The organism is Pedobacter sp. 05T44, assembly GCF_056395985.1.
In genome coordinates this window covers 149,039-172,539 of record NZ_JBFTKO010000006.1, presented here as the reverse complement: position 1 = coordinate 172,539, position 23,501 = coordinate 149,039, and the positions used below count along the sequence as shown (strand labels likewise).

Sequence of the window (23,501 nt, the reverse complement as noted above, 5' to 3'; positions counted from 1 at the left end):
ACTCATGATGATATACCTCCTACTGCTTTATGCAATGCTTCACTTGCTTTATTTACGGCATCTATCCACATTGAACTTGTTGGCTGTCCAGACTCGACACCTTCCTGCTCACACATGTGAAGATGAACAAGTTGCGTTAGCGCCTCCAATAAGTCCGGAGCAGATGAAATAAGTTTCGCGTTAGCAGCATCCTCATATGTTCCATCCAGTTCGTTAGAAACCAATGTTGCTACCCATTTCATTCCGCCATTAGCAAATACATCAGACTTTACAAAGTATCCGATTTCCCATGGCCCAGGTGTTCCTTTAAAATCCTTCATTATTTCGATCCCTCCCCTATTTCTAAAACCTTTGCCTCCATTGTTCCGCTTTCAATCATCTTAGTAGTAAGACGATTCATTGAACCACCAGCCTCGATATAATTACGAACTGCTTCCATGTTCTCGTCTGTAAATGACGGGATCAAACTAACCACCGGATAAGTTTTTGCTTCACCGGGGGTGTATGATTTTTTCATTTCAATAGTTAAGTTGAAAGGGAAACCGATGATAGATCCGGCACGCTCCATAACAAGATCAAATGATTTGGTTATGCTAGGAATGCTTACTTCTTTAGCTTTTGTCGACCATGACCAGTAACCAAGCACGCCTGTCATTTTAAGAAGTACAAAACGCAATGTCAAGGTGCGTTCCCACTTAAGTGCTTTTACGCGCTTATCGGCAGCAGGAACATTATCAATATACTTTCCTGTGGAACTATCGAATATGGTAAATAACTCTCCGTCACCATATCCGTAACGTTTGCCTTTATCCCAACTTTCAAACTGTTCATTGCATACCTCATTGATATTATTGGACACGAAAGCTACCTGCAATGAATTTGGTTTTTCACCAAATAAGGCTGTAAACTGATTTGCAAAATTTCCAGTTGGTCTGAAATAATCAATTGCTTTTGGGTATTCAACACCTTTTGCAGATGTTGCTTTAATGCCCGTTTTAATTTTACCGATTTCCGGCAGCGTGCTTGCATTATTCTGTGCCTTAGCTACCTTGATACGTCCTGAACTCATAGTGTTTATTTTTATTTAGTGATTAACAATTGTTGAATTATCCATTACCGACTGAGCCGCCTCATGATTGCCTGCCCATATCGAGGCTAACACTACTATCGCTGTGATTACCAATGCTAGAACTGCAAGTAATACAAGGATGTCTTTCGAAGCCAACTCCAACATCCGATTAACTGCTTCATGACGCTCATCATCCTGGCTTTTACGAATCATGGCTTTCCAGTTCATCATTACCTGATCTTGTTCGGTTAGATCATTGTAGGCGCTTATTACTCTTTTAGTTTGCATGACTTACCTCCTTTTCGTTTAATTTGAATACTTCGGTTTTGGTATTGGCTAATGATTGTTTTACTTGATATAATCTGTTCCAGCAATCGTCAACCGGCATTCCAGATAGAATTAAATCGTTGAACTCAGCATCTAACCTGTCTATCTCATGAAGAGAAGCAGCCATTTGTATAGCTAATGATTTGTAGTTATGCATTGGTGGCCTCCATTCTTGATTTAATCCCGATCTGCATATCATCCAACACGCTCCCTATTTGGTTAAACGAAGCAGTTTCTAACCACTTGTTATACTCATCCATGATCCTGCTTCTTTGAGCAACCGACCTTGCTGACTTCATTCTTGTCATTATTGATTTGTAGGTCATGATCTTGCCCTCCTGCTTATCCTGAAATAATCTTCTTCAATAAATTCCTCAATGGCTTTTCGCTTAAAGGTTAATTTACCTGTGCGTTTGCTGGATCCTAAATCGTCCTTATGAAGTAATACCCAATTCTCGCTAACATTCAGCATCTCACAAACCTGTTTGGTGCTTAAATAAGGTGTGGTGGTAGATTTAAGATCTTTGATGGTGGTGGTCACTGCCTGTTCCAATGAGTCCAGCTTATTAATTAACTTCTCTAATACCTGAGTATCAATCAGGGTCATGCCTGGAGCTACTTGTATAAGTCCTTCCATTACGCTGCCCTCCTTTTAGATTCAACATACGCCTGACTTTCGTCATTAAGGAACTTAAGATTTGATAAGATGAACCGATTGAAATAAAGCGCTAACACTTTATCTGTGTTCTGCTCAAAGAACTCTGCAGATGTTAGGGGGTTGTAAATCTCTGAACCATCAATATCAGCGGTGTTCAACTCATAATCCTCTACATAGGAAATGATATCTACTAATTCAACACCAACAGGTATACAATTTGGAATTATAAAGCTGATGATGAATCCTGTTTGCTCCGTAGTGAACGGATTGGCAATTTTTTTTAATAGCTTTGACATTAGTTAATTATTTAAAGTGGTTAGCTAATGGGCCCTTATTTATAACTGGGGAGTTTGATTTAGGGCCCTACTTTTATTTTATGCTGTCCTTTTTACGATTATGAACTTTGGTTCAGATTTCGTGTCAAGTGAAAACTCTGCGGTTGGCTCGGAGATTTTTACATCCCTACTTGCTATTGATGCTAATGAGCTTTTAAACTTCTTTGGAGATTTGAACTTCTCACCTACCGGAGTTTTAAGGAGTTCCTTAACCCAGGAGAACTTATCCTCAGGAGGAGCTACGATTCTAATATGTTCTTTTTGCATATCTATTAATTTATTATCCCTTTTTTCATTCCGAAGTAAACGATCTGCTTACTGTCTTGTAGTCCCGTTTTCTGTCTGATGCTTTTCAGATGAGACAGCACGGTGTAATAGCTTATGTTCAGATCCCACGCAATATTCTTATCAATCATTACTGATCTTTCAACGATTTCGATTTCTCTTTTGGTAAGGATACCAACTTCAAAATCTAAGCTCGGTATACCGTAATTGTTTGCTAGTAGGTTCATGGTAGTAGTTATTTGCTATATGCTGTTTTAATTGTTATGTTTATCTTTGTTGAGTTGAACAATACAAATGTACTGAATAAATAGAGTATACAAAATATTTCACTGTATTTTTTCAGTGTTATTTTGTAACTACCTGACAATCAATAATAAAATTTTAAGATGAGTAGTGAAATTCCGGATTTTAATGACAGATGCACATTAGTTCTGCTTCAGAAGAAGAAGGGAAAAAGCAGCAAAGAAACAAAAAAGATCAAAACTCTTATTTTCCAGTACCCTAACCATGAGATCCACGAAGACAGGGTTATTGGGTTTTTAATTAGAGAAGGATTTTTAGAAGTGAACGGACTCATGCCAAATTTGGAAGATGAGAATGGATATCCTGTACAGAATCCAGATAGCAGCCCTTATCTAGAGACTACAAAAATTGGCGAAACAGCACTTATTAATGGATACTTCCCTTCCGATTACGCTGCTAGGGTATATGATGTTAAGGCTAAGCGGTTACAAACGATGTTAGCGATCGGTGGAGTTTTATTAGGTGTCGTTGGATGGGTAATAGGATATTTAAGTAACAAATGTTAGACAATAAAACACTGAATAAATATAGCAAAAATGGAGTATCCAATAAGAAATAGGCTAAAAGAATATCTTAAGTCCATAAATATTAGTGAAGGTGCGTTTGAAACAAAATGCGGTCTTTCCTCTGGATACGTAAGCGGAATAAAAAGCGGAGTCGGATCATCAACAATTGGAAAGATTCAAAGCGCTTTTCCGGATCTTAATACATCCTGGCTTTTAACTGGACAAGGAGATAAACTAAATAGTAAAACCACATCTAATAACGCTAAACCTTTACACGAAGTGCAATACCCAATAGAACCAGGAGAATCTCCATTTATAGACATGGGCAACGGTCAGTACACTATGCTTGTACCGTTAGTTGATGAATACGCTTATGGTAGCTTCCCAGCTGGATTTAAGGACCCGGAATATGTAGAAGATCTGAAAAAAATATCAATAACTGTTGACAAACAGCACAGAGGAAAATACTTTGCGTTCGAAATAATTGGGGATAGTATGGAAAACTACGAAAGTAAAGAATCAGCAAAGAAATCAATAGCAGAAGGATCTATTGTTGTTGGCCGAGAAATACAACGGTCTCACTGGAAAAGTAGATTACATTATCATAATTGGGCCGCATTTGTAGTAATACATAAAGAATATGGTATAGTATGCAAAACTATATTGAATCAAGATGTAGAAGACGGTGTTATTCATTTAGGCTCTTTTAATTCAGATAAAACTAAACATAAAGACTTTGCGTGGAGCCTCGACGATATACAGGCAATATTTAATGTAGTAAGAATTATAAACGAACCATGAAAAAACTATTAACGCTAATATTAATTACAACATACAGCTTTGCCTTTGCTCAGAAAATTGACACGATACCATTTAAGGGCGCATATAAGATAATAATAGAAAATAATGATACAGCCGGACAAAATTTTAAAGCAGTTGGCCAAGGTTTGGTTGATCAAGATTTAGGAATAGGATCAAAAGACTCGGAGTTTGGTCAAATAATAAGCGCTCCGTTTAAAACTAAAGACATATATTATATTGGCAAAGGGCATTCAGTAATAATCGCAAAAATTAAAGACAAGCTGATCACGTTATACTCTCAATATAACCCGAACGAAACCACTAAGATAGTTTCGTTTAGTGAGAGCCAAAGCACCTATTCGCCAGTAAAATACACCAAGGGAATTTCCAGGGAGCAAATTATTTTTGAGGTTATGAATAAGTTTGCAAAATCATTACCTCATACAAAACTAACTTACTCAGAGTAATGTCAACCAAAGCTGAATTACATAATCAAGTACAGGCAGCTAAGCGAGATAAACTTTCTCGTGTAATATCAGCGGCTATGCATATAATACATGAAAGTCACTTGTCCGGTTCTAATCTATGGCCTGAGCATGGTTTTCAAATTGGCTACCACGGTTCAGAATTTCTACATGACATCGCTTATCTCAACGCTAAATACTGGAATTACCCACCTAAAGAGGAAGAAGATAAACTATTAATAATTAATATGCAGTCCCTGGACGCGAAACGACTTAAAAGTCAAGGCGCTGCTATAGATATGATTATGGAAGAGGCAACTTATGACGATGTCCTTTTTAATATATTGATATATAAAAATGATGCATTAAATGATAGGTATTTTTTAGGAGGGTATCTAATCCCTAATTCGCATTCACTTCAACTAAGATTCAAATTCACAATAAACCCGATAGACTCATCACCTATCCCACAAAATATAAGATAATGAAAGTAGCAATGGCTGTAGATAAGGCCCAATCAAAGAAACTTACTGAATTCAGAAGCAAACACATCGCAGATAGTCAAATGGCAGCAGCAAAGTTACTTGGTATATCTCAAGGTACACTTTCAAGAATGGAGGCCGGAATCATCCCAGTTAACAATACTGTTGTTAATAAGATGGTCAAAGATTTTGGATTGAGTAAAGAATGGTGGTTCCATTCATCCGGCAACATGAAAGCTGATAAGAAGTCGAACAATATGCATGATATAGCTGCCTTTCGAGAAGAAGTTGCTGCACTGCAAACTGAAGTGTTAATGCTAAACAGTACAGTGTCTCATTTCATAAAAATAATAGAAAAACAAGGAAAGGATATTGAGGACCTAAAGAACAAATTACACCATAAATAGTCTACTTCATTTACACCAAAAAACAACCACTCCACATAACCATTTGACTAACAAATACTTAACAACAACCTAATTACTCCCTTCGGGTCCACGGAATAACCTCTAATTTATTGATTAACAAATAGTTAAACAGAAATTAGAGGTTTTTTCTTTTTCAAAAAAAATAATAGATCATTTGATATCAAGCAGTTAAAGTGTTCGATTATCTAAACTACTTCCTTCCATAAAACCGTAATTAGCTAATTATTAACAGTAAACTACTTTGAAAAGTCCTTTCCTTCTTTACCACTACATCGACCAAAAATCAAAGGGATGTTTATTCAAATAACTGGCTGAAACGATGTATTTAAATTAGGCGCTAATCTTTGAACTGAATTTTACTTATTTTTGCTTATGAAAATATCTGATGCTACATCTTCTATTGACCCGGCAAATAGTACTGCTTTATCAGACACAATCCAAAATAGTCCAAATACTTTTCATATACTGGACCTGAGCATAACCGGGAATCCGATTTTTTCATTGGAATATAGCAGGAAGAAATTTTACACCGCCACTTTATTACAAGGGAACTATCGGCTTGAATTTGAAGATAAGAACATTGATGTTTCGGGCAACTCTTTACTATTCACCACCACAAAAATTCCTTTTGGGATACATTCGGCCGGTTTAGGGTACTCCGGCATCAGTTGCGTGTTTAAAGAGGAGTTTATTACTAAAGTTAACAGTGGTTATCGTCTACTTGAATTTCCGATCTATAAACCAGGCAGGCAGAACATCTATTCCCTTACAGAGGAACAGACGAAACACTTTATTGAGGTCTACAATAAAATGTTTGATGAATCACAAACCGATAGCCCTTTTAAAGAGAATCTGCTACGCACCTATTTACTTGAAATTATTTTTAATGCACAAAAACTCGCTCCGTTTAGCTCCTTCGTAAAAACAAATAATACCACCGAGGTTATCGCCTGTTCCTTTATAAGATTGTTAGAATCGCAGTTTCCCATAGAATCCCCTCAGGATACGATCAAATTTAAAACTGCAAAGGATTTCGCAGACAGTCTATCACTCCATCCCAATTATTTGAACCGCCAGGTAAAATTGTCCAAAGGAAGAACCGTAAGTGAGATCATCGCAGCAAGACTTGTTCAAGAGGCTAAGATCTTATTAAAATTAACCAACTGGAACATTGCGGAGATTTCTTCTGCACTCGGTTTCGAAGAGCCGTCACATTTCAATTTATTCTTTAAAAAGCATGCCCGCAGTTCTCCCACAGGATACAGAAAATTACATAAGGAATAGCTGCTCCTCGAAGTTTGCGCAAGAAAGTTTGATTTTAGTAAGGATCGGTTTTATTTACGCTAACATTGGCCATGTCATCCTCTCTACATTTGCATTGAAATTAAACAACTTGCAAAATGAAAAAGTTAGCATTAGTAACCGGAGCCAATAAAGGAATAGGTTTTGAAACAGCGAAACAACTAGCAGCTCATAATATTAAAGTTTTATTAGGGGCAAGAAATGAAATCGAAGGCAAAAAAGCGGAAGCGGCCTTAAGGGAAGCATCTTTAGATGTTATCTTTGTTAAACTTGACATCAGTAATCCGGCTGATATTGATAACGTTAGAAAATATATTGAAAGCGAATATGGTGTCTTGGACATTCTAATCAACAATGCAGCCGTATTTTTAGACGGCGTGTGGTTCGGAAATAACACGGAAACTGTACCCGTACAAACCCTGCGGGATACTTTTGATATTAATTATTTCGGTACCGTAGAGCTGACTCAGGCATTATTGCCCGCAATAAAAAAAAGCAAAGCGGGGCGTATTGTAAACATCAGCAGTTTGTCCGGTTCCTTTGGTGTTCATTTGGATAAAGAACATTGGTTATACGCTTTAAAACCTTATGCTTATAGTGCGTCAAAAACGGCCTTGAACCAGTTCACAGTTTTTCTGGCTAATGCCCTTGACGCTTCCAAGATTAAAGTAAATGCAGTTAGTCCAGGTTGGGTGCAAACATCCATCGGTTCAGATCAGGYACCCTTAACTCCGGAAGAAGGTGCTAAGTCTGGCGTTGCCATGGCATTAATTGATGAGAATGGTCCAACAGGAACTTTTTCACAATCAGACGAATTTTTACCCTGGTAAATAGAAGGTAAGGTAAAACAGAATTGCATAATCACCCGGGACCAAGACCAAGGGGAACTATAAAAGCTGGGATACTTTACCATCCAGATTTTCCTGTATAGCATCCGTGCGAATTATAAGGTGAGGTGTTTAAAGTTGATTCTTCAAAGAAGCGTTACTTGTACAGGTGAAATTAAGCAATATTAAACTTGTCTTAAAATCACATCACGCAAACGCTCTTCGTTTTCATCACCCCACTCCCCTAATGCTGCAATCACTGGGATTAATGTCCTACCAAATTCGGTAAGGCTGTATTCTACCTTTGGCGGTACAACAGGAAAAATTTTTCTAGTCACCAGTTCGTGCTCTTCTAACTCTTTCAACTGAATATTCAAGACCCTACGTGAAGCATCTGGGATTTTGCGTTGCAATTCGCTTGGGCGTTTATGACCCTCATTGATAAACCATAGCAAACGGATTTTCCATTTTCCGAAAAGTACTTCACCGATAAGATCAAGTCCACAATTCAAATTCGGTATTATCTTTCTTTGGTACATTTTATAAAGTTACACCTATGTTCCATTTTGTGCAATAGGGGAAAAATTTATCCCTATCCGAATCGTAATTCCGTAATTGTGTAAACTGTTTTTACTCCCCAATTTTGTCCCGTAAACAATTCTTAAATATGGAACAATTTAATTTCAACAATGAGTTATTGGGCAAGATTTCCCTGGTAACGGGAGGGACAAAAGGAGCCGGAAGGGCAATTGCAGAAAGGCTCTTGCAAGCCGGCGCAACGGTTATCATTACCGCAAGGAACGCACCCGAAAAAGAGAACAGCAACCTACATTTCATTCCTTCCGATTTAAGTAAGGCAGAAGGAGTCCGAAAAGTAACCAGCGAAGTGCTGTCGACTTATGGAAGACTAGATATTTTGGTGAACAACCTTGGTTCTTCGCAAACACCGGCCGGGGGCTTTGCCTCCTTAACCGATGAAGATTGGGAATCCACCCTACAGGCAAACTTGCTTGCGCCTGTTCGACTAGACAGGGGATTTTTACCGCAGATGATTGCACAAAAAAGTGGTGTTATTATCCACATTGCTTCAATCCAGGGCAAATTGCCTTTATATGACTCCACTTTACCTTATGCCGCTGCAAAAGCGGGACTGATCAACTATAGTAAAAGCCTATCAAATGAAGTAACGCCAAAAGGTGTACGCGTACTGACTGTTTCTCCAGGATGGATAAAAACCACTGCAGTAAAAGGTTTTTTGGAAAGGATCGCCCAAGGATCAAATATTTCCATTGAGGAGGCCCAGAAAAGCGTAATGGATGCCTTGGGTGGCATACCCTTCGGCAGACCTGCAGAGCCGGAGGAAGTAGCTGAACTGGTCGGTTTTATAGTTTCGCCAAGAGCTAGTTATCTGACAGGAACTGAATTTGTTATCGACGGAGGCACCTTACCAACAATTTAATCATCTTTAAAAATTAAAAAAAAAATGAACTTACCGAAAGTAATAACTAATCTAGTACAAGCGCAGAACAGTTTTGATAGCGTTGCTTATGCGAAATGTTTTTCAGAAACAGCACTAGTTTTTGATGAGGGCAGAACGCACAGTGGAAGAAAAGAAATAGAGCATTGGATAGCGGAGGCCAACGAGCGTTACGAAGCCACCATGAAGGCCGTTAGTTTCGAAGAGAAAGAAACTGAAAGTATTTTAAAAGCAGAAATTTCAGGAAATTTTCCAGGTAGCCCTATTTTAATGAGCTATCACCTGAAAATAGTCGATGAACTTATACAGTCATTGAAGATTATAGGATAAGTGGGAATGCCTAATTTTAGCCAAAAAAGTTCGATTGTCTCCCCCCTCAAGTCCACCGATTAAAACATAAAAGGCTACTGTAATGGTAGCCTTTTATGTTTTATCTCTAATTCAATGGAATATTAAGTTTAGTGCTTACGATCTTGACCTCACTATCATTCATTGCATAGAGATATAGTTTATAACTTGACGGATTCTCGGGAATGGTTAAGGTCATACTACTTCCCTCTCCCAGTTCTATCACATTAACAGGATTACCATAGGAATCAGTTTTCACAAGATTCCATTTAAACCTCAGGTTTGCCTCAGGCTTGGGTAAACTCCACTCGTTTGAATTAAAGACCAAAGCCCGGTATGTTACAGGCATATTCGCAAAAATGGTTACCGAAGGCAACAATACCTTTATCATTGGCATCTTTGAAGGTAATTTTGAACCGGTCCATTGATTTGACAGCTCATAAAATTCAAACTTATTCTTTCCGGAGTAATCTTTAAGACCATCAAATGTGACGAATTGATTAGTCATTTCATCTTGCCAGTTGGCTATAAACACACCTGCTTTAGTACTCTTGTTCTTTAAATAACCTGAAGTATTTACCCTGCTAAAGAAATACGGTTCTTTAAAATTCTTTATTTCAGTCATAGCAACAGAATCAGAGTACTTATCTGCAACCAAACCAAAATAGTCGATATCAGGAATCCTGCTATGAAGCATGGCGATATTCTTACCCAGATTATTGTTTGCATACAGATCTACGGTAACTGGTCTGCTCGGATCTATTTTCTTAATCTCCTTTACTAACTTATGCAACCATGAAATATATGCTTCCCGCGGGAAAAACAGATCTGGCATATAGTAATCATGTTCCAGTTTACGCAGAGGCGTATTTGCAATATTCCATAAAATGATGTCTTTTCTACCCTTTAATTCTGCTACAGTATTTAACACTTTATCCGCATAACTATCTAAAGCTTTTCTGTCGGCAATAAAGTCACTATTATCCGGCAGCCAATAACTGTAGGCTACTTTAAGTCCATTATCTTCAGCAACATTTAATACATTTCGGTCATATACACTTGGCCCAAAATACTTGATCGTATTGAAGCCTACTTTTTTCATTTCCAAAATATCAGCTACAATTTCTTTCTTCTTTAAAGCATGGTAATTGGTAGACCATATCTGACCTTTTGCATAATTAACCCCTCTTATCTCTGATAAAACCTGAGTGTTTTTTGTAGAACTTTCTGTGTTGTTTACAGCAGTTTCAATACCATTTGGATAATTTATCCAGCTTCGCTTTTTGTTGTATTTTTTTAATGCCAAACCTACTTTGGTAAAATCTTCAATTTTCCAATTCAGAGGCTTGCCAATAGCTGTGTCTATCGTGTTTCTATCTAAGCTACTATTGAAGAATACAGCTGCTTTAATTTCCGGGAATTTACGTCTAATGCTTTTAAACGCATTTTGAAACCACTGATCTTGCTTACCCTCAGCTGGCAACGATCCCATTTCCGCAAGCATAACAGGTAAATCAGTTTTGAATAAAGGATTTTTGTGGAATGGCTGATAAAGCTGTTCCATACTGTACCAACTATTGCTACCATTTCTAGTACCGTAATTTAAATTAGTAACACCTATCCAATCCACATATGGCCTTCCAGGAAAATATCCCGACACCGCATCAGACTTCCAGGGATTCCAAACCCATATCGCGTTATAGGCACCATTTTTATTAAAATAGTCGTGAACGTATTTCCAGCCATCTTTAAACTCTTCTGCACTATTCCCTCCTTTAGCAGACCACGGATATTGTGGATTGTCTGCCTCGTGGGCAAACCGAATAAAAACAGGGCGTTTAAGCGATTTTATTTGCTTAGAAAAAGCATTTAAATAATCATCGTAATCACCCTTTAGGATACGTGAGAACACCTTTTCTTCTCTCTGCCCTTCCTCAAAACTTTTTACTTTATCAAATAAACTTTGCCATGGTTCCCAACTAATCATCGGTATAGCGTTTGATTTGTAAATTGAATCTATCAGTGAGTTGGGCAGCATAGATTCAGCATGATCTCCCCATGGAATGTAAAGAGAAACTATACCAAAATGTAATTTACTCTGAATTTCGTATTGCTTAACAAGCTTTAAAGAAGTTAACCCGTTGCTTTTTTCGGGGGCAAATATCCCTGAAATAAATATGTCTTTATTATAATTATAAGGCAGTGGTTTTACCTCGTTGCCAGAGCGCGTATTTACAAAATAGATCGCCCCACAAACAATAAGTGTGGTAATCATTAATGCAGTACTCCTAACTCCACTATATATTTTTCTCCTGAGTTTCCAGAAGCGCGCTTTAAATTCCGAAACATAACTCATTGTTGAGTTTAGTACTGGTACTTTCCTCTTTAACTTCCTGAACTGGCTTTGTCTGCTTGCAACAATTGTAAACGACAATATAATGCAATTAAGTCCTGCAAACCCTGCCATAATCAAATTGTAAGGGTTCCAGTCTTTATATAATCCAAATATTATTGAAAAGAGAGAGATTGCTATTACTGCTATATTGGGAATATTTAAACTCCAGTTATTTTCATCCCTACCATCTTTCGGCGTTGGGTTATAAGGAACTTTTTTGCGTAAAATCGTGTAGAATAATCCAATAATAAATATCCACCATGTCCCTATCATTAACAACCCCCCAACTACATGGAATCCGCGCTCTTCTTCTTCCATTACCCATCGTTGTACAAAATGCCTTATCAGGATTATTGACATCACCAGCGGGAAGCTAATTGTTATGAAATTAAAGAAAACGATATTTATAGGACTGGTATTAAAAACCAAAGAAAATATTGGTATCAAAAAATTAATAAGAAAAATGACACCCGATAGGTAATGCATTGGTATAATACCATAATGCAGCTTTTGCTGCCAGGTAAAATTCTTGAATAACTGGGGATAGGAAGTAACCAATAGTTCAAAAACACCTCTCGACCACTTTAATTGCTGACTATAATATGCAGATAAAGTACTTGGCACCAAGCCCCTTGCCAATACCGCAGGAACGTAAACTGATTTCCAACCCTTTGCATGTAACTGCATCGCAGTGTGCATGTCTTCTGCCAATCCGGCCGCGTGCCCACCGATAGAATCCAATGCAGAACGTCGAAAAGTGCAGTTTGCTCCAATAGCAAGCACAGTTCCATATTTATTCATGGTCATCATTATCGGGCCATAGAATTGAAATGTCTGCTGTGCCGCTCCCTTGGCTATTAAACTCTGGTCATAATTTTTATAAGATTGTACAATTTGCACAAATCCAACCTCAGGATTATTAAAATGGCTTACTATTGGGTCCAGAAAATCCGGAAAAGGAACATGATCGGGATCCAATACCACGCAAAGTTCTGCTGATGACTGCCTTAATGCATTATTGATGTTCCCGGCCTTTGCATTGATTTTCTTTATTCTGGTAACATGAACTACACCGAGTTCCTCACATATTTTTCTTAGATAAGGATCATCGGCCTCATCGCATAAAAAGGTGTTATGGGGATATTTAATTGCTTTAATAGCGATTAATGTTTCATTAATCATTTCATAAGGCTCTCCGGCACAGAAAGTCGTAAATATATCAACGGTATATATCTTTTCCGCTTTAGGTGTATCCGGTACAGTTATATAAAAGTAATGTATCCATTCGTGCACTATTTTAAGGCACATGAAAATTAGTGTGGCCATCAACATCCAGTATAATGGAATACTTTCGGCATCAGTTAAAAACAGCTCCCTAAGAAACAAAGCCATGCAAAGCATGCCAATGACAATCATTAAGCGTAAAGTGAAAGTCTGTTTTCTCGTTGGATTAATTACTGGCTCTACTATCTTCATCTGTTTTTAATACGTAGAATGGTGTATTACATGTTGCCACATAACCTTTATCGTCATAAACTGTTGCAAATATTCTATACGGTCCCTCTTTAATTGGAGTATTAAAGATAACCTTCAAATCCTGAGTGTGCTCAATAAGCCCCTTAATAAGTAAAGGTTTTTTAGTGTTGTTTACATTGTTGATTTTATACCAATCTTCAGGATAAATTTCCCAAACAATTCTTTTAACATTGACATCACCGTTTAACATCAATACTTCTGCGGTATTTTTCTCATTTGGCTTTAGAAATATATCATCTTTTGCCCCTTTGCTGTTCAGGAGCATATAGTTTAATTTTGGTGCTGTGGTGGTCAATGGCTTGCCTTTCCAGATAGCTTCGGCAGCATCTACTACTTCCGTTTTGTTTCCTGCATCATCAAAAATACTAAACCAGGTATGTGTGGTTTCTTGTTTCTGTCCCCAGTAAAAAATAAATGAGCCCAGCAATCTTCCGTCATTTACAGGCATTTTCTCTTTATATCTGGAATAATATTGCTCAGCTTTTTTTGTACTTGTTTGCTCTATCTTAGCACCCCAGGCTGTTTCCGCAGTCCCGTCCCATGGGCCATCAATGCCCCATTCAGTTAACAGATAAGGTCCCTTCCAAAACCAGGAAAAGTCTTTTAACTCTTGACTTAAAGATTCTATTCTGCCAAAAATATTGAATGATATAATATCTACATTGGTTCGCATCTTAAGATTAAAGATCGTTTTACGCTGAAAGTTTATCATAGTAGTTGTAACCGGATGATCTGGATCATCACTATGGATCATATCAACGATATCATTAAATGCCCCGTAAAATTTATTATAAGAGGGCTTATGTGGAAAAACAAGCTCATTACCTACACACCACATTAGTACAGAAGGATTGTCTTTCACCCTGTTAACTAACTTTTTTATCGCTTTAAATTGGCTGGCGACCTTTGCATCGTCATTATAAAAGTACATGTGTTTGCTTTCAGGTATTGGTAAGCCAATGATGACAGCAATGTTTGCCTCGTTTGCCTTTTTCAGTATAGAGTCGATGTGGGTGGTATCCCATGTCTTGATGGTATTTCCCCCAAGTTCAGACAATAGGTCTAAATGTTCAGAACCGGCGGCGCCTTTAATAGCAAAGGGTTTCCCGTTTCTAAATAATTTAAAATCACCGTCCTTCTGCTCAATAAAAACTTTACCAGATCGTTTTGACCGGCTGTCTGAGCAAGCATACAGCGTACTTAAAAAGAGAAAAAAAAATAAATATTTTCTTAAAGTTAAGAGCATCCCAAGTTTATAATACGCTAAATATAACAAATCCCTGCAAACACTTAAAACTTAATTATTTTAAAGTAAAACTTTGTTTCAGTTCTGAACTGAATTTCTTTAATGAGTTTTTACTTATGCTCCAATCAGGAGCTTTTATATGGCCCCAGGCTTTCGGATTGTCGTATAAATTAAAGTAACATGCACCAAAAATCTGCTTGTCGTTTTGAATGGTTTTCGCAGCATCTATTAACCATCTATCCTGATATTTCTCCGACCCCTTTACACCGAACTCAGTTATAAATATTGGTTTATTGAAGAACCTCATTCTATAGCTTTTACGTTGAAATATGTTGCTAAAAGCCTCCTGCATATTTTCATCAGTAATGTTTTTATCCGGTAAACCATATATAGCAATACTGATATAATCAACCACATCGTTGCCAGGGTACCAATCTGCCGAGCCTCTGTCTCCAGCTGGTCCCCAAACTCTTTGAATATTTTTAGGTTTCTCTTTTAAGAAATTCATAAAATACCTGAATGAATTTATGTATACCACGGGATCCTGGCTCTGCCAGGTATAACGATGAATAGGAATTTCCATTTCATGTGCCCAGCGCAGGTATACGGTTTGTTTAACATTGGCAATTACGCTGTAAAGTTTAGAAATCTCTTTATCATATTTTCCGTTTAACGTACTTTGCAGTACATTTGGATCAGGAAGATTACTGGTACTTTTCCAAGGTTCCATCGTTAAAATAACATCATGCTTTCTCGTAATAATCTCATTAAATTTCTTTAGAAATTCCCCTCGTTGTATTTCACCCCAATCAACAAATATATGCTCTACACCTATTTCCGGCTCATCTATTAGTTTCTTCATAGGGTCAAATACACCCAAGACTAAATTCTTTCTGATTTGATTGTTAACAAATGGCTCCTTAAAGTTTTCACTCGAATAAATGGTGTTTTTATATAAGTTTCTTTCTACTTCAATCTTTTTAAGAATGGAATCTGTTTTTTGAACATTCCCCATCCCATCTGCAGACAATATAAATACGGGTTTATCCATAAATCGGAGTCTATGAAGCTTAAATCTTAATTTATCTAAATCAGTTAAATTCGAAGGATATATGTTTGATAATTTTTCTCCACCACTGCCTAGTACAATGCTAATTAAATCAACATTATTCTTTCCTGGCCAGAATTCTGAATCACCTGGATATCCTGTAGGAGCCCAAACAATTTTAACCTTAGGGGCAAGTTTTTTTAAATGAACCGAAAAGTAGTTAAATGCATCTATATAAGTTGATGGGGATTGATACTGCCAGGGATATTGTTTTACAGGCACTTCCATTTCCGGGTTCCACCGTACAAAAACAGATCCTTTACTCAGGTTCGCTACATTCGCTAATGCTTTGATCTCTTTATCATAGCTGCCTTTCAGAACCTCATCAAGAACAGAAATACTTTCAGCATTAAAACTTGGCCAGGTCTCAATAGTAATCAGAACGTTCTTATTTTCTACTATTGCATTTTGCAAAGCTTTCCTATTAGAACTTAATGCAAAAGATTTCCATTTAATCGATACGTGTTTAATATTGTTTATCACATCAGACGGAACATCTTTCTTTTCATCATATACACCAACTAATTTCTCATACGACCTATCTCTAAATTCATTAACAACCATTGTTTTGAGCACCGGTTTGAAATACAGAAAACTACCAAAAAGCACAAGTAAAATTAATATAACAAAATAGTAGAGGCGTTTTTTATGTTTCATTTTATTTAACTGTAATAGTCCCGTTGTAGTCAGAAGGTGTAAATATAATTCTTTGTAACGATTATACTTCTCAACTCTTCTACCTGAATATATTTTAATTGATATTTAGTATATTAGTTTATCAAACTTCTCAAAATGACCTACAAAAAAACCATCACATTATCTGTATTGTTAAGTACAGTCGTTATGCTAAGCGCATTTATGCCGCAGGCCGACGAAAAGCCTACAAAMCTGAAGGTTCTTCCTAAAGACATCAGTCATGATCAGCTTAAAGAAGTTATGGATGGCTTTAAAACAGCCTTAGGAGTAAAATGTAACTTCTGCCATGCAGCAAGAAAAGACGATCCTAAAAAACTAGATTTTGCCAGCGATGAAAAACCGGAAAAAGAAACTGCCAGAGATATGATGCGTATGACAATGAAGATTAATAAAAAATATTTTCACCCGATTGGCAGTAAAGACAAAGATGGAAAAGCTCTTTTAGCAATTTCCTGCATTACCTGCCACAATGGGAAGGAACATCCGGAAACAAAATAGAATGAATTAATTGTTGATTTTAGAAAGGTTTAAATTTCCTTTACGGCAATAACCTCAACCCAACCAATGTTTCCATTAGGCAACTCTACTTTAATCCAGTTGTTGTCGTTTTGCTTAATGGTAACTTTGGTTCCTTCATGAATCACAAAAAGTGTCTTTGACTTGTCATCAGGGCCACTCTTTACATTCACGGTGCCATTAAATACAATAGCCTGACTGCTACTATTAAGGTAACTGTTTTGTGTGCTTACTATAAAAATGGATAACAGTCCCAGAGCAAGTAGAATTATACCAGCGTAGAAAGCTGGTTTCTTAATTGAGATCGAAATGGCAAAAAGGTAAACAATCAATAAAGCAAAACCCAGCAGTAAAAACGCAACTGCGAACCCGGATAATGCTTGTGCAGAAAAAAACAGAAAGAAAGATTTCCACCACTTCGTCAGAAAAAATTCTGGTACTGATTCTATTTTATCGGCAATCTTTAAGTTAGCAAGCTGAAGATTTAAGCTAATTTCCTGATCTCCTGGCGTAACTTTGTATGCCTTTTCGTAATAAAGAATAGCAGGTGCCATCTCTCCCATTTTATAGTAGGCGTTACCCAGGTTAAAATATACCTCAGCTGATTTATACCCATCATTTAACACTTCCTGATAAGATTGTGCAGCCTCTTTATATTGTGCTTTCGCATACTGACTGTTACCCTTCGCAAACAGCGCCTCCGGATTCCCTTTGGCACACAAAAACAAAGGCGATATCACCAGCAGTATAAAACTGTAAAAAAAGTGGTTCAAGCGATTATGCATTGTCTTCTATATCGTTAATAATAGTTTTCGCCTTATCAAATACTTCTTGCTCAGATATACCAGAAATAGGTGCATATCTCGCCATTTCACAAAGGTCTAGCGTATCTGTTAATTGATCGATTATGGATTCATTAACAGTCCTTAACTTAAGCTGTTCCCCAATATTCTCTTTATTTAAATCCGCGGCAGAGATATTTAATTTATCGCTTAAATAACCATACAATCCTCTGTATACGTTCTCATAAAAAGCTTTTTTATCTCCGCTGATCAATTGCTTCTGGGCACTGGCCAGATGTTTAGCTGCAATTTTGTTGGCATTTCTACCCTTTACCTTTATAACATCTCTGTTGTTTTCTCTATACCATTTTCTATATCCAAATGCCGCTAAAAATAGAACAGGACCTGTACAAAGGAGCATATAATATAAAGCTGAACCATAAAAGCCTTCGCCATCTTTTGTTAAACCAGGGTTTCCTGTTTTAATATAAGCAATATCCTTTGCCAGCGTTTTAACATCCTGCTGTCCACCTGTTGCATAAGCGGTAACATTTGAACCTGGGTCGCCTTTTGCCACCTTTACGGGAAATGATCCGGATGTGAGGCTCACATATCTTCCCGTTGCTGGATTAAAATAAGAGAACTTTAACGGTTCAATTGTATAATTGCCTTCATGCCTTGGGATAAGTAAATAGCTATACTCCCTACTGCCGGAAACACCGGTCATGGTCTCTTTAATATCATCGTTTACCTTTGGATCATACTTTTCTATATCCGCCGGAAGGGTTAATTCCGGAGCCTTTAACAACTTTAAATTACCTGATCCGGTAATTTTAAGGGTATAGTTTAATGCTTCATTGGCTTTAACTGATGATTTATCTAAGTTAGCCCCAATAGAAAAGTTTCCAACGGCCCCATTAAAACCCTCTGGTTTGCCTGCTTCCGGCAAAGGTTTCACATTAATGGTAATTGGTGTACTTTTAATCTTGTATTTTGTATCCTTATAAGAACCTCCAAAAAACTGTTCAATAGGATCATTTGAAGGTGCAGCTTGCCTTACCACAAAAGTCATCGCCAAAGGATCGAGCGTGAGCTTGCCAAAACGCTCCGGAAAAAGAATAATCTGTTTCAGGGTTGCAACATGGTATTTTTCACCATTATAAGTTTCGATCTCCCACTGTACATTTTGGCTGTTATTTTTGATCTCCTGACTCCAGAAACCATTAAAATCCGGCAATTTATCAAGCGCATTGTCTACCAGATCAATATTGGTATATAATTTATAGGAAACTGAAAACTGCTCCCCGATATAAACATTGGTTTTATTTGCAACCGCTCTAAGGAATAACCGCTTTGAAATGTCTATACTATTTCCTTCCGCAACCTTATCTCCCTGAGGTACCGCATTTCGCTGATTCCCTTGAGGTACAGCCTTACCCTTTACTACTTTTATTTTAACAGAGTTTGACTTAACCTGTTTTCCATTCACAACAACAAGTGCCGGTCCTATAATATATTCACCTTCTTTAACCCCAACAAGATCATAACTAATAGACATGCTGGCTGTTGTGTTTCCATTAATAGATGAATAACTTGAGGATTGATTTGGCCCCCCAACGACCTGAAAGCCATTAAGGGCTGGTGGATTAAACGATTCTATATTGCCATTTACAGAAAAACTAATTTCAAATGCCTCTCCTGTACCCACCACACTTTTACTTACCGATGCAGTAACTTTTACATCCTGGGCACCAGATTTTATTCCATTGGCAAACAAGGCGCTTGTCCACAGCAGTAATACCGACAATATATAGTGTTTCATTTTCATTTTAGCGCAAAAATACTCAGTCTACCAGTCTTTAACAATACGGCCTTTTACACCTTTTGCTTTTTTATTTTTAAGCTTATCCTGAGTGTTCTTTTCCTCATTCTTTAAGGCTTCAAGCATTCTTTCAGCATCTTCTTTCGACAATTTATCAGGTTGCGGCTGTTGTCCGTCTTTCTGATCTTTTTTATCCTGATCCTGCTTGTCTTTATCCTTGTTCTGCTGATCCTTATTTTGCTGATCCTTATTATCCTTATTTTGATCTTTGTTCTGGTCTTTCTTATCCTGATCTTTCTTATCCTGATCCTTTTTATTTTTATCCTTGTTTTTATCCTTATTCTGTTGTTGCTGCTGTTGTTTCAGCTTTTCCTGCGCATAAGCCAGGTTATACCTAGTCTCATCATCTTTAGGATTATTGATCAATGATTTTTTATAAGCTTCGATGCTTTCTTCCAGCTTTTTCGACTCTAGTAATGAATTGCCCAGATTGTGATATGCTTTGGCCTTAACCGCTTTATTCTCAGATGATGATGCAATATCTGTAAACTTCTGAGCAGCATTATCAAATTTCTTCTGCTTATACAAAGCATCACCAAGATTAAAGTTTCCCTCCACAGAAGCCTTCGATTTATCTACCGATTCCCTGTAACTCGCCTCGGCCTCAGCATATTTCTTTTCCTGATACAGCTGATTCCCTTTATGGATATACTTCTTCTCTTTCTGAGCAAAAAGCAAAGTGCCTTGTAATAATATAAATATGATGATGATAAACTGCTTCATTATTTTCTTACTTCAAACAAATTCAACTCACTTAATTTCAGGTTCTTTTTACTTGAGATAAAGAATTCTATAACCAATAGTATTAAAGCAAACCCAAGAAAAAACTGGAACCTGTCTTCATAATTCTTAAATACTTTACTGTCAAATGTCTTTTGCTCCATTTTGCTGATCTGATTCATCACAATTCCCAATCCACTATTGGCATTCGAGGCCCTAACATAAACTCCGTTACCAGCTTCAGAGATCTCCTTACACATTTGCTCATTTAGCTTGGTGATAACCGTTTGCCCCTTTTCATCTTTTCTAAAGCCTGTTGGATTGCCATTCTGATAAATTGGAACCGGAGCTCCTTCTGCAGAACCGAGGCCAATAACATGTATTGCAACATTTTTTTCGGTTGCTCTTTTTGCAGAGGCAATAGCATCATCCTCAAAATTCTCTCCATCAGTCATCAGTACCATTGCTTTACTTGTTCCATTTACAAAATCAAAAGATTTCATACCCATATCAATTGCAGCACCAATTGCAGTTCCTTGTGTCGGAACGATATCTGTACTAATGTTATTCAGGAACAATTTAGCAGCAGAATAATCAGTTGTTATGGGCAACTGAACATAAGCCTCTCCTGCAAAAATGATAATCCCTATCCTATCGTTATGAAGGTTATCAATCAATTGTGATATTGCCCTTTTTGCATTTTCAAGTCTGTTCGGAGAAAGATCTCCTGCAAGCATACTATTGGAAACATCAAGCAGGATCATTAAATCAGCGCCGCTCTTTTTACCCTCTTCCACCTTAGTTCCAATTTGAGGATTGGCAGCACCAATAACTAATGATGCAAAAGCAACGGTAAAAAAGATAAACTTTAATCCCGGTCTGGTAAAAGAAACCTCTGGGATCATTTTCCTTACTGTAGCTTTATCGCCAAGACTGGCCAGCGCCTTTCTTTTCCACCGGCGCACCAGAAAAAAAATCAGGATAAACAATGGAATGGCAGCTAGCCCCCATAAAAGCGCTATGTGTTCAAAACGTAACATATATTAAGTTAAAGCTCCTTTAAACAATGTATTTCTTAATCCAAATTCAACCAGCAAAAGAGCCAGCGCAATCAATGCAAAAGGCAAAAAACGCTCTGTTTTCTTATGATACTGTGTAACAGCGATCTTTGCTTTTTCTAATTGATCAATTTGCTGATAAATCTCTTTTAGCTTATCGTTATTTGTAGCACGGAAGTACTTACCTCCGGTAATTTTTGCGATACTGGAAAGCGTTCCTTCATCAATGGTAACAGGAACTTGCTGATACTGTATACCAAAAGGTGTTTTTACAGGATAAGGTGCATATCCTTTAGTACCCACCCCAACTGTATAAACACGCACGTTCATTTGCTTGGCAATTTCGGCAGCAGTTACCGGAKGTATTGAACCACCCGTATTAGAGCCATCCGTAAGCAAAATAACCACCTTACTTTTTGCCTCGCTATCTTTTAAGCGATTAACAGCTGTTGCAAGGCCCATTCCTATCGCCGTACCATCTTCAATCATTCCATTATTAATTCCTTTAAATAAGTTAATTAATACATCATGATCAATGGTAAGCGGGCACTGCGTAAAACTTTCGCCGCTAAATACCACAAGACCTATCCGGTCATCGGGCCTGTCTTTTATAAAGTCTATAGCAATATTTTTTCCTGCCTCCAGCCTGTTTGGCTTTAAATCTTCAGAAAGCATACTTCCGGAAATATCAGTAGCAATAACAATATCTATTCCTTCTGTTGTTGTATTTTGCCAACTTAATGCACTCTGGGGTCTGGCCAGGCCAATAATTATTGCAATAAGGGCTAATGATTTCAATGCAATGCTATAATGCCGTAAAACACCATAGCCGCTTTTCTTTACACCCATAAAGGCCTTAACAGACGATATGCGCATTGTACCCTGAAGCTTCTTATTGCGCCAGATGTACCAGGCAATCATTAAAGGTACCAGCAGTAGTAACCAGAAAAACCCTGGATTAGCAAATTCGATTCCACTAAACAGTTTCATTTTGCGCTTTATTATCGGGTAATTGATTAATCTCTTTAGTGTTGGTCACAAAACTGATTGCATTCTCGATACTTTGCTCGTTTTCTGCGTTTAAAGGCATCCCTTTAGCAAACTTCACAAGATCGGCCAGCATTAATATCTGACGTAATTTACTCCTGTTTTGATCCGTAATTTCCATATGTCTTAAACCTGCAAAAATCTCTTCAGAGGTTTGCTCAAGTGCCTTAACATGATAGCGTTTTTCAAGATACTCTCTCAATATATCAGTAAGTTCAATATGGTATTGTTTAACCTCATCCTGCTGCCATAATTTTTTATCTCTTAAAACGGCTAGCTTATTTAATGCGGTTACATCTGCAGGTACCAATGGCTTAACCTCCACCTTAACCGGTTTGTTCTTCCTTTTCTGCCATAGGTAATAGATCACCCCTGCAATCAGTAAAATTATCACGAACGACAATAATACCCACTGCCAATGGTCCCTTAGCCAATCTAAAAAGGAATATTTTACTGCAAGGGGCTGCTTTATGTCATAAATGGCCTTTGTAGTATCAACAGCAACAGCAGTAACCTGTAAGGGCAAAGGATCGGTTTTAAAACTTTGCGTGTTTACCTGGAACAAGAAAGCCGGAACGGCCTGCAATCCGGCATCAAAAGAAGTGATTGTATATTGGCGACTAATTGTAGCCACTTTAGGATTATTCTTATCTGCTATAGTATCGGTTTTGCCAACCTCTACAATCTGTATTTTAGAAGAAATGGTATCTGCCAATGCAGGAAAACTGATTTTCTCATTTACCGGCAATCGGGCACTTAAGCGCAAAATTGTCTGGTCTCCCAAAACAATGGTCGACTTATCTAGTTTAGCCTCTACCTTTATATCCTGAGCATTACTTTTATAAGTAAAGCAAGCCAGGCATAGCATTAAACACCAGCTAAAATTAAAATATTGCTTCATAT

29 protein-coding genes are annotated in these 23,501 nt (G+C 37.5%); 10 read left to right on the top strand and 19 right to left on the bottom strand.

Annotated features, from left to right (window positions below; genetic code table 11):
* Positions 1–2: 2 nt before the first annotated feature.
* The 9 genes from AC1DDK_RS12185 to AC1DDK_RS12145 all read right to left on the bottom strand — a co-directional run bounded on the left by AC1DDK_RS12185 (position 3) and on the right by AC1DDK_RS12145 (position 2,901).
* Entirely contained in the window at positions 3–320 is a 318-nt protein-coding gene (locus AC1DDK_RS12185; protein ID WP_477611916.1) for a hypothetical protein, read from the bottom strand.
* The gene (locus tag AC1DDK_RS12180) at positions 320–1,069 is read right to left on the bottom strand and encodes a recombination directionality factor (protein WP_477611915.1); all 750 of its coding nucleotides are present in this window, start codon (positions 1,067–1,069) and stop codon (positions 320–322) included. Before AC1DDK_RS12180 ends, AC1DDK_RS12185 begins: the two co-directional genes overlap by 1 nt.
* Positions 1,070–1,084: 15 nt before the next feature.
* Complete coding sequence (locus AC1DDK_RS12175) at positions 1,085–1,357, bottom strand: hypothetical protein (protein ID WP_477611914.1); 273 nt, start codon at positions 1,355–1,357, stop codon at positions 1,085–1,087.
* A complete protein-coding gene (locus AC1DDK_RS12170) occupies positions 1,347–1,553 on the bottom strand; it encodes a hypothetical protein (protein WP_477611913.1) in 207 nt (68 codons plus the stop codon). The genes AC1DDK_RS12175 and AC1DDK_RS12170 overlap by 11 nt, the downstream gene beginning before the upstream one ends.
* Positions 1,546–1,695 carry a hypothetical protein gene (locus AC1DDK_RS12165; protein ID WP_477611912.1) on the bottom strand — a complete coding sequence of 50 codons (150 nt, stop codon included), beginning with the start codon at positions 1,693–1,695 and terminating at the stop codon, positions 1,546–1,548. Before AC1DDK_RS12165 ends, AC1DDK_RS12170 begins: the two co-directional genes overlap by 8 nt.
* A gap of 23 nt (positions 1,696–1,718) precedes the next feature.
* Positions 1,719–2,033 (bottom strand): helix-turn-helix domain-containing protein, encoded by a 315-nt coding sequence (locus tag AC1DDK_RS12160; protein WP_477611911.1) that lies wholly within the window; start codon positions 2,031–2,033, stop codon positions 1,719–1,721.
* Positions 2,033–2,350, bottom strand: coding sequence for a hypothetical protein (locus AC1DDK_RS12155; protein WP_477611910.1), 318 nt, complete (start codon positions 2,348–2,350; stop codon positions 2,033–2,035). The genes AC1DDK_RS12160 and AC1DDK_RS12155 overlap by 1 nt, the downstream gene beginning before the upstream one ends.
* A gap of 78 nt (positions 2,351–2,428) precedes the next feature.
* Positions 2,429–2,656, bottom strand: coding sequence for a hypothetical protein (locus tag AC1DDK_RS12150; protein ID WP_477611909.1), 228 nt, complete (start codon positions 2,654–2,656; stop codon positions 2,429–2,431).
* A gap of 5 nt (positions 2,657–2,661) precedes the next feature.
* Positions 2,662–2,901 (bottom strand): helix-turn-helix transcriptional regulator, encoded by a 240-nt coding sequence (locus AC1DDK_RS12145; protein WP_477611908.1) that lies wholly within the window; start codon positions 2,899–2,901, stop codon positions 2,662–2,664.
* Between the two features lie 159 nt (positions 2,902–3,060).
* Between AC1DDK_RS12145 and AC1DDK_RS12140 the strand changes: the two genes are divergently transcribed.
* The 7 genes from AC1DDK_RS12140 (at position 3,061) to AC1DDK_RS12110 (ending at position 7,790) form a co-directional block, all read left to right on the top strand.
* Complete coding sequence (locus AC1DDK_RS12140) at positions 3,061–3,483, top strand: hypothetical protein (protein ID WP_477611907.1); 423 nt, start codon at positions 3,061–3,063, stop codon at positions 3,481–3,483.
* A 30-nt stretch (positions 3,484–3,513) separates the two neighbouring features.
* Positions 3,514–4,284: a hypothetical protein gene (locus tag AC1DDK_RS12135; protein WP_477611906.1), complete on the top strand. Its 771-nt coding sequence runs from the start codon at positions 3,514–3,516 to the stop codon at positions 4,282–4,284.
* The gene (locus AC1DDK_RS12130) at positions 4,281–4,751 is read left to right on the top strand and encodes a hypothetical protein (RefSeq protein WP_477611905.1); all 471 of its coding nucleotides are present in this window, start codon (positions 4,281–4,283) and stop codon (positions 4,749–4,751) included. The genes AC1DDK_RS12135 and AC1DDK_RS12130 overlap by 4 nt, the downstream gene beginning before the upstream one ends.
* Complete coding sequence (locus tag AC1DDK_RS12125; protein WP_477611904.1) at positions 4,751–5,233, top strand: hypothetical protein; 483 nt, start codon at positions 4,751–4,753, stop codon at positions 5,231–5,233. The genes AC1DDK_RS12130 and AC1DDK_RS12125 overlap by 1 nt, the downstream gene beginning before the upstream one ends.
* Complete coding sequence (locus AC1DDK_RS12120; protein WP_477611903.1) at positions 5,233–5,637, top strand: helix-turn-helix domain-containing protein; 405 nt, start codon at positions 5,233–5,235, stop codon at positions 5,635–5,637. The genes AC1DDK_RS12125 and AC1DDK_RS12120 overlap by 1 nt, the downstream gene beginning before the upstream one ends.
* A gap of 393 nt (positions 5,638–6,030) precedes the next feature.
* Positions 6,031–6,942, top strand: coding sequence for an AraC family transcriptional regulator (locus AC1DDK_RS12115; protein ID WP_172659736.1), 912 nt, complete (start codon positions 6,031–6,033; stop codon positions 6,940–6,942).
* A 116-nt stretch (positions 6,943–7,058) separates the two neighbouring features.
* Complete coding sequence (locus AC1DDK_RS12110; RefSeq protein ID WP_477633930.1) at positions 7,059–7,790, top strand: SDR family oxidoreductase; 732 nt, start codon at positions 7,059–7,061, stop codon at positions 7,788–7,790.
* A 182-nt stretch (positions 7,791–7,972) separates the two neighbouring features.
* Here the strand turns inward: AC1DDK_RS12110 and AC1DDK_RS12105 are convergent, their stop codons facing one another.
* On the bottom strand, positions 7,973–8,326 hold the full coding sequence (locus AC1DDK_RS12105; protein WP_288878952.1) for a winged helix-turn-helix transcriptional regulator: 354 nt from the start codon (positions 8,324–8,326) through the stop codon (positions 7,973–7,975).
* Positions 8,327–8,454: 128 nt separating this feature from the next.
* On the opposite strand from AC1DDK_RS12105, the gene AC1DDK_RS12100 reads away from it, so the two are divergent.
* Entirely contained in the window at positions 8,455–9,246 is a 792-nt protein-coding gene (locus AC1DDK_RS12100) for an SDR family oxidoreductase (protein ID WP_172659733.1), read from the top strand.
* 24 nt (positions 9,247–9,270) lie between these two features.
* Entirely contained in the window at positions 9,271–9,594 is a 324-nt protein-coding gene (locus tag AC1DDK_RS12095) for a nuclear transport factor 2 family protein (RefSeq protein ID WP_288878951.1), read from the top strand.
* 106 nt (positions 9,595–9,700) lie between these two features.
* On the opposite strand, the gene AC1DDK_RS12090 is transcribed toward AC1DDK_RS12095, so the two are convergent.
* From AC1DDK_RS12090 to AC1DDK_RS12080, 3 genes are read right to left on the bottom strand one after another with little or no spacing between them, the layout of a single operon-like run.
* On the bottom strand, positions 9,701–13,483 hold the full coding sequence (locus AC1DDK_RS12090; protein ID WP_288878950.1) for a glycosyltransferase family 2 protein: 3,783 nt from the start codon (positions 13,481–13,483) through the stop codon (positions 9,701–9,703).
* On the bottom strand, positions 13,458–14,789 hold the full coding sequence (locus AC1DDK_RS12085; RefSeq protein WP_172659730.1) for a glycoside hydrolase family 2 TIM barrel-domain containing protein: 1,332 nt from the start codon (positions 14,787–14,789) through the stop codon (positions 13,458–13,460). The genes AC1DDK_RS12090 and AC1DDK_RS12085 overlap by 26 nt, the downstream gene beginning before the upstream one ends.
* A gap of 55 nt (positions 14,790–14,844) precedes the next feature.
* The gene (locus tag AC1DDK_RS12080; RefSeq protein WP_172659729.1) at positions 14,845–16,554 is read right to left on the bottom strand and encodes a glycoside hydrolase family 26 protein; all 1,710 of its coding nucleotides are present in this window, start codon (positions 16,552–16,554) and stop codon (positions 14,845–14,847) included.
* Between the two features lie 135 nt (positions 16,555–16,689).
* Between AC1DDK_RS12080 and AC1DDK_RS12075 the strand changes: the two genes are divergently transcribed.
* Positions 16,690–17,091, top strand: coding sequence for a c-type cytochrome (locus AC1DDK_RS12075; protein ID WP_477633929.1), 402 nt, complete (start codon positions 16,690–16,692; stop codon positions 17,089–17,091).
* A gap of 29 nt (positions 17,092–17,120) precedes the next feature.
* On the opposite strand, the gene AC1DDK_RS12070 is transcribed toward AC1DDK_RS12075, so the two are convergent.
* Genes AC1DDK_RS12070 through AC1DDK_RS12045 form a run of 6 tightly spaced genes read right to left on the bottom strand, consistent with a single transcriptional unit; the run spans position 17,121 to position 23,499 of the window.
* Positions 17,121–17,882, bottom strand: a complete 762-nt coding sequence (locus AC1DDK_RS12070; RefSeq protein WP_288878947.1) for a tetratricopeptide repeat protein — start codon at positions 17,880–17,882, stop codon at positions 17,121–17,123.
* A 4-nt stretch (positions 17,883–17,886) separates the two neighbouring features.
* Positions 17,887–19,713 (bottom strand): BatD family protein, encoded by a 1,827-nt coding sequence (locus AC1DDK_RS12065; RefSeq protein ID WP_246269419.1) that lies wholly within the window; start codon positions 19,711–19,713, stop codon positions 17,887–17,889.
* A 27-nt stretch (positions 19,714–19,740) separates the two neighbouring features.
* Positions 19,741–20,496 carry a tetratricopeptide repeat protein gene (locus AC1DDK_RS12060; RefSeq protein ID WP_288878946.1) on the bottom strand — a complete coding sequence of 252 codons (756 nt, stop codon included), beginning with the start codon at positions 20,494–20,496 and terminating at the stop codon, positions 19,741–19,743.
* The gene (locus tag AC1DDK_RS12055) at positions 20,496–21,533 is read right to left on the bottom strand and encodes a vWA domain-containing protein (protein WP_172659725.1); all 1,038 of its coding nucleotides are present in this window, start codon (positions 21,531–21,533) and stop codon (positions 20,496–20,498) included. Before AC1DDK_RS12055 ends, AC1DDK_RS12060 begins: the two co-directional genes overlap by 1 nt.
* 3 nt (positions 21,534–21,536) lie before the next feature.
* Positions 21,537–22,541, bottom strand: a complete 1,005-nt coding sequence (locus AC1DDK_RS12050; protein ID WP_477633928.1) for a vWA domain-containing protein — start codon at positions 22,539–22,541, stop codon at positions 21,537–21,539.
* Positions 22,528–23,499: a hypothetical protein gene (locus AC1DDK_RS12045; RefSeq protein WP_172659724.1), complete on the bottom strand. Its 972-nt coding sequence runs from the start codon at positions 23,497–23,499 to the stop codon at positions 22,528–22,530. Before AC1DDK_RS12045 ends, AC1DDK_RS12050 begins: the two co-directional genes overlap by 14 nt.
* Positions 23,500–23,501 lie beyond the last annotated feature (2 nt).

Excerpts from the sequence above, each read along its gene's own strand:
- AC1DDK_RS12130 (WP_477611905.1), top strand. The coding sequence starts at position 4,281 with ATGAAAAAACTATTAACGCTAATATTAATTACAACATACAGCTTTGCC.
- AC1DDK_RS12055 (WP_172659725.1), bottom strand. The coding sequence starts at position 21,533 with ATGTTACGTTTTGAACACATAGCGCTTTTATGGGGGCTAGCTGCCATT.
- AC1DDK_RS12150 (WP_477611909.1), bottom strand. The coding sequence starts at position 2,656 with ATGCAAAAAGAACATATTAGAATCGTAGCTCCTCCTGAGGATAAGTTC.
- AC1DDK_RS12060 (WP_288878946.1), bottom strand. The coding sequence starts at position 20,496 with ATGAAGCAGTTTATCATCATCATATTTATATTATTACAAGGCACTTTG.
- AC1DDK_RS12135 (WP_477611906.1), top strand. The coding sequence starts at position 3,514 with ATGGAGTATCCAATAAGAAATAGGCTAAAAGAATATCTTAAGTCCATA.
- AC1DDK_RS12185 (WP_477611916.1), bottom strand. The coding sequence starts at position 320 with ATGAAGGATTTTAAAGGAACACCTGGGCCATGGGAAATCGGATACTTT.
- AC1DDK_RS12140 (WP_477611907.1), top strand. The coding sequence starts at position 3,061 with ATGAGTAGTGAAATTCCGGATTTTAATGACAGATGCACATTAGTTCTG.
- AC1DDK_RS12125 (WP_477611904.1), top strand. The coding sequence starts at position 4,751 with ATGTCAACCAAAGCTGAATTACATAATCAAGTACAGGCAGCTAAGCGA.
- AC1DDK_RS12105 (WP_288878952.1), bottom strand. The coding sequence starts at position 8,326 with ATGTACCAAAGAAAGATAATACCGAATTTGAATTGTGGACTTGATCTT.
- AC1DDK_RS12155 (WP_477611910.1), bottom strand. The coding sequence starts at position 2,350 with ATGTCAAAGCTATTAAAAAAAATTGCCAATCCGTTCACTACGGAGCAA.
- AC1DDK_RS12175 (WP_477611914.1), bottom strand. The coding sequence starts at position 1,357 with ATGCAAACTAAAAGAGTAATAAGCGCCTACAATGATCTAACCGAACAA.
- AC1DDK_RS12165 (WP_477611912.1), bottom strand. The coding sequence starts at position 1,695 with ATGAAGTCAGCAAGGTCGGTTGCTCAAAGAAGCAGGATCATGGATGAG.
- AC1DDK_RS12160 (WP_477611911.1), bottom strand. The coding sequence starts at position 2,033 with ATGGAAGGACTTATACAAGTAGCTCCAGGCATGACCCTGATTGATACT.
- AC1DDK_RS12065 (WP_246269419.1), bottom strand. The coding sequence starts at position 19,713 with ATGAAACACTATATATTGTCGGTATTACTGCTGTGGACAAGCGCCTTG.
- AC1DDK_RS12120 (WP_477611903.1), top strand. The coding sequence starts at position 5,233 with ATGAAAGTAGCAATGGCTGTAGATAAGGCCCAATCAAAGAAACTTACT.
- AC1DDK_RS12180 (WP_477611915.1), bottom strand. The coding sequence starts at position 1,069 with ATGAGTTCAGGACGTATCAAGGTAGCTAAGGCACAGAATAATGCAAGC.
- AC1DDK_RS12085 (WP_172659730.1), bottom strand. The coding sequence starts at position 14,789 with ATGCTCTTAACTTTAAGAAAATATTTATTTTTTTTTCTCTTTTTAAGT.
- AC1DDK_RS12145 (WP_477611908.1), bottom strand. The coding sequence starts at position 2,901 with ATGAACCTACTAGCAAACAATTACGGTATACCGAGCTTAGATTTTGAA.
- AC1DDK_RS12170 (WP_477611913.1), bottom strand. The coding sequence starts at position 1,553 with ATGCATAACTACAAATCATTAGCTATACAAATGGCTGCTTCTCTTCAT.
- AC1DDK_RS12080 (WP_172659729.1), bottom strand. The coding sequence starts at position 16,554 with ATGAAACATAAAAAACGCCTCTACTATTTTGTTATATTAATTTTACTT.
- AC1DDK_RS12095 (WP_288878951.1), top strand. The coding sequence starts at position 9,271 with ATGAACTTACCGAAAGTAATAACTAATCTAGTACAAGCGCAGAACAGT.
- AC1DDK_RS12100 (WP_172659733.1), top strand. The coding sequence starts at position 8,455 with ATGGAACAATTTAATTTCAACAATGAGTTATTGGGCAAGATTTCCCTG.
- AC1DDK_RS12045 (WP_172659724.1), bottom strand. The coding sequence starts at position 23,499 with ATGAAGCAATATTTTAATTTTAGCTGGTGTTTAATGCTATGCCTGGCT.
- AC1DDK_RS12115 (WP_172659736.1), top strand. The coding sequence starts at position 6,031 with ATGAAAATATCTGATGCTACATCTTCTATTGACCCGGCAAATAGTACT.
- AC1DDK_RS12090 (WP_288878950.1), bottom strand. The coding sequence starts at position 13,483 with ATGAAGATAGTAGAGCCAGTAATTAATCCAACGAGAAAACAGACTTTC.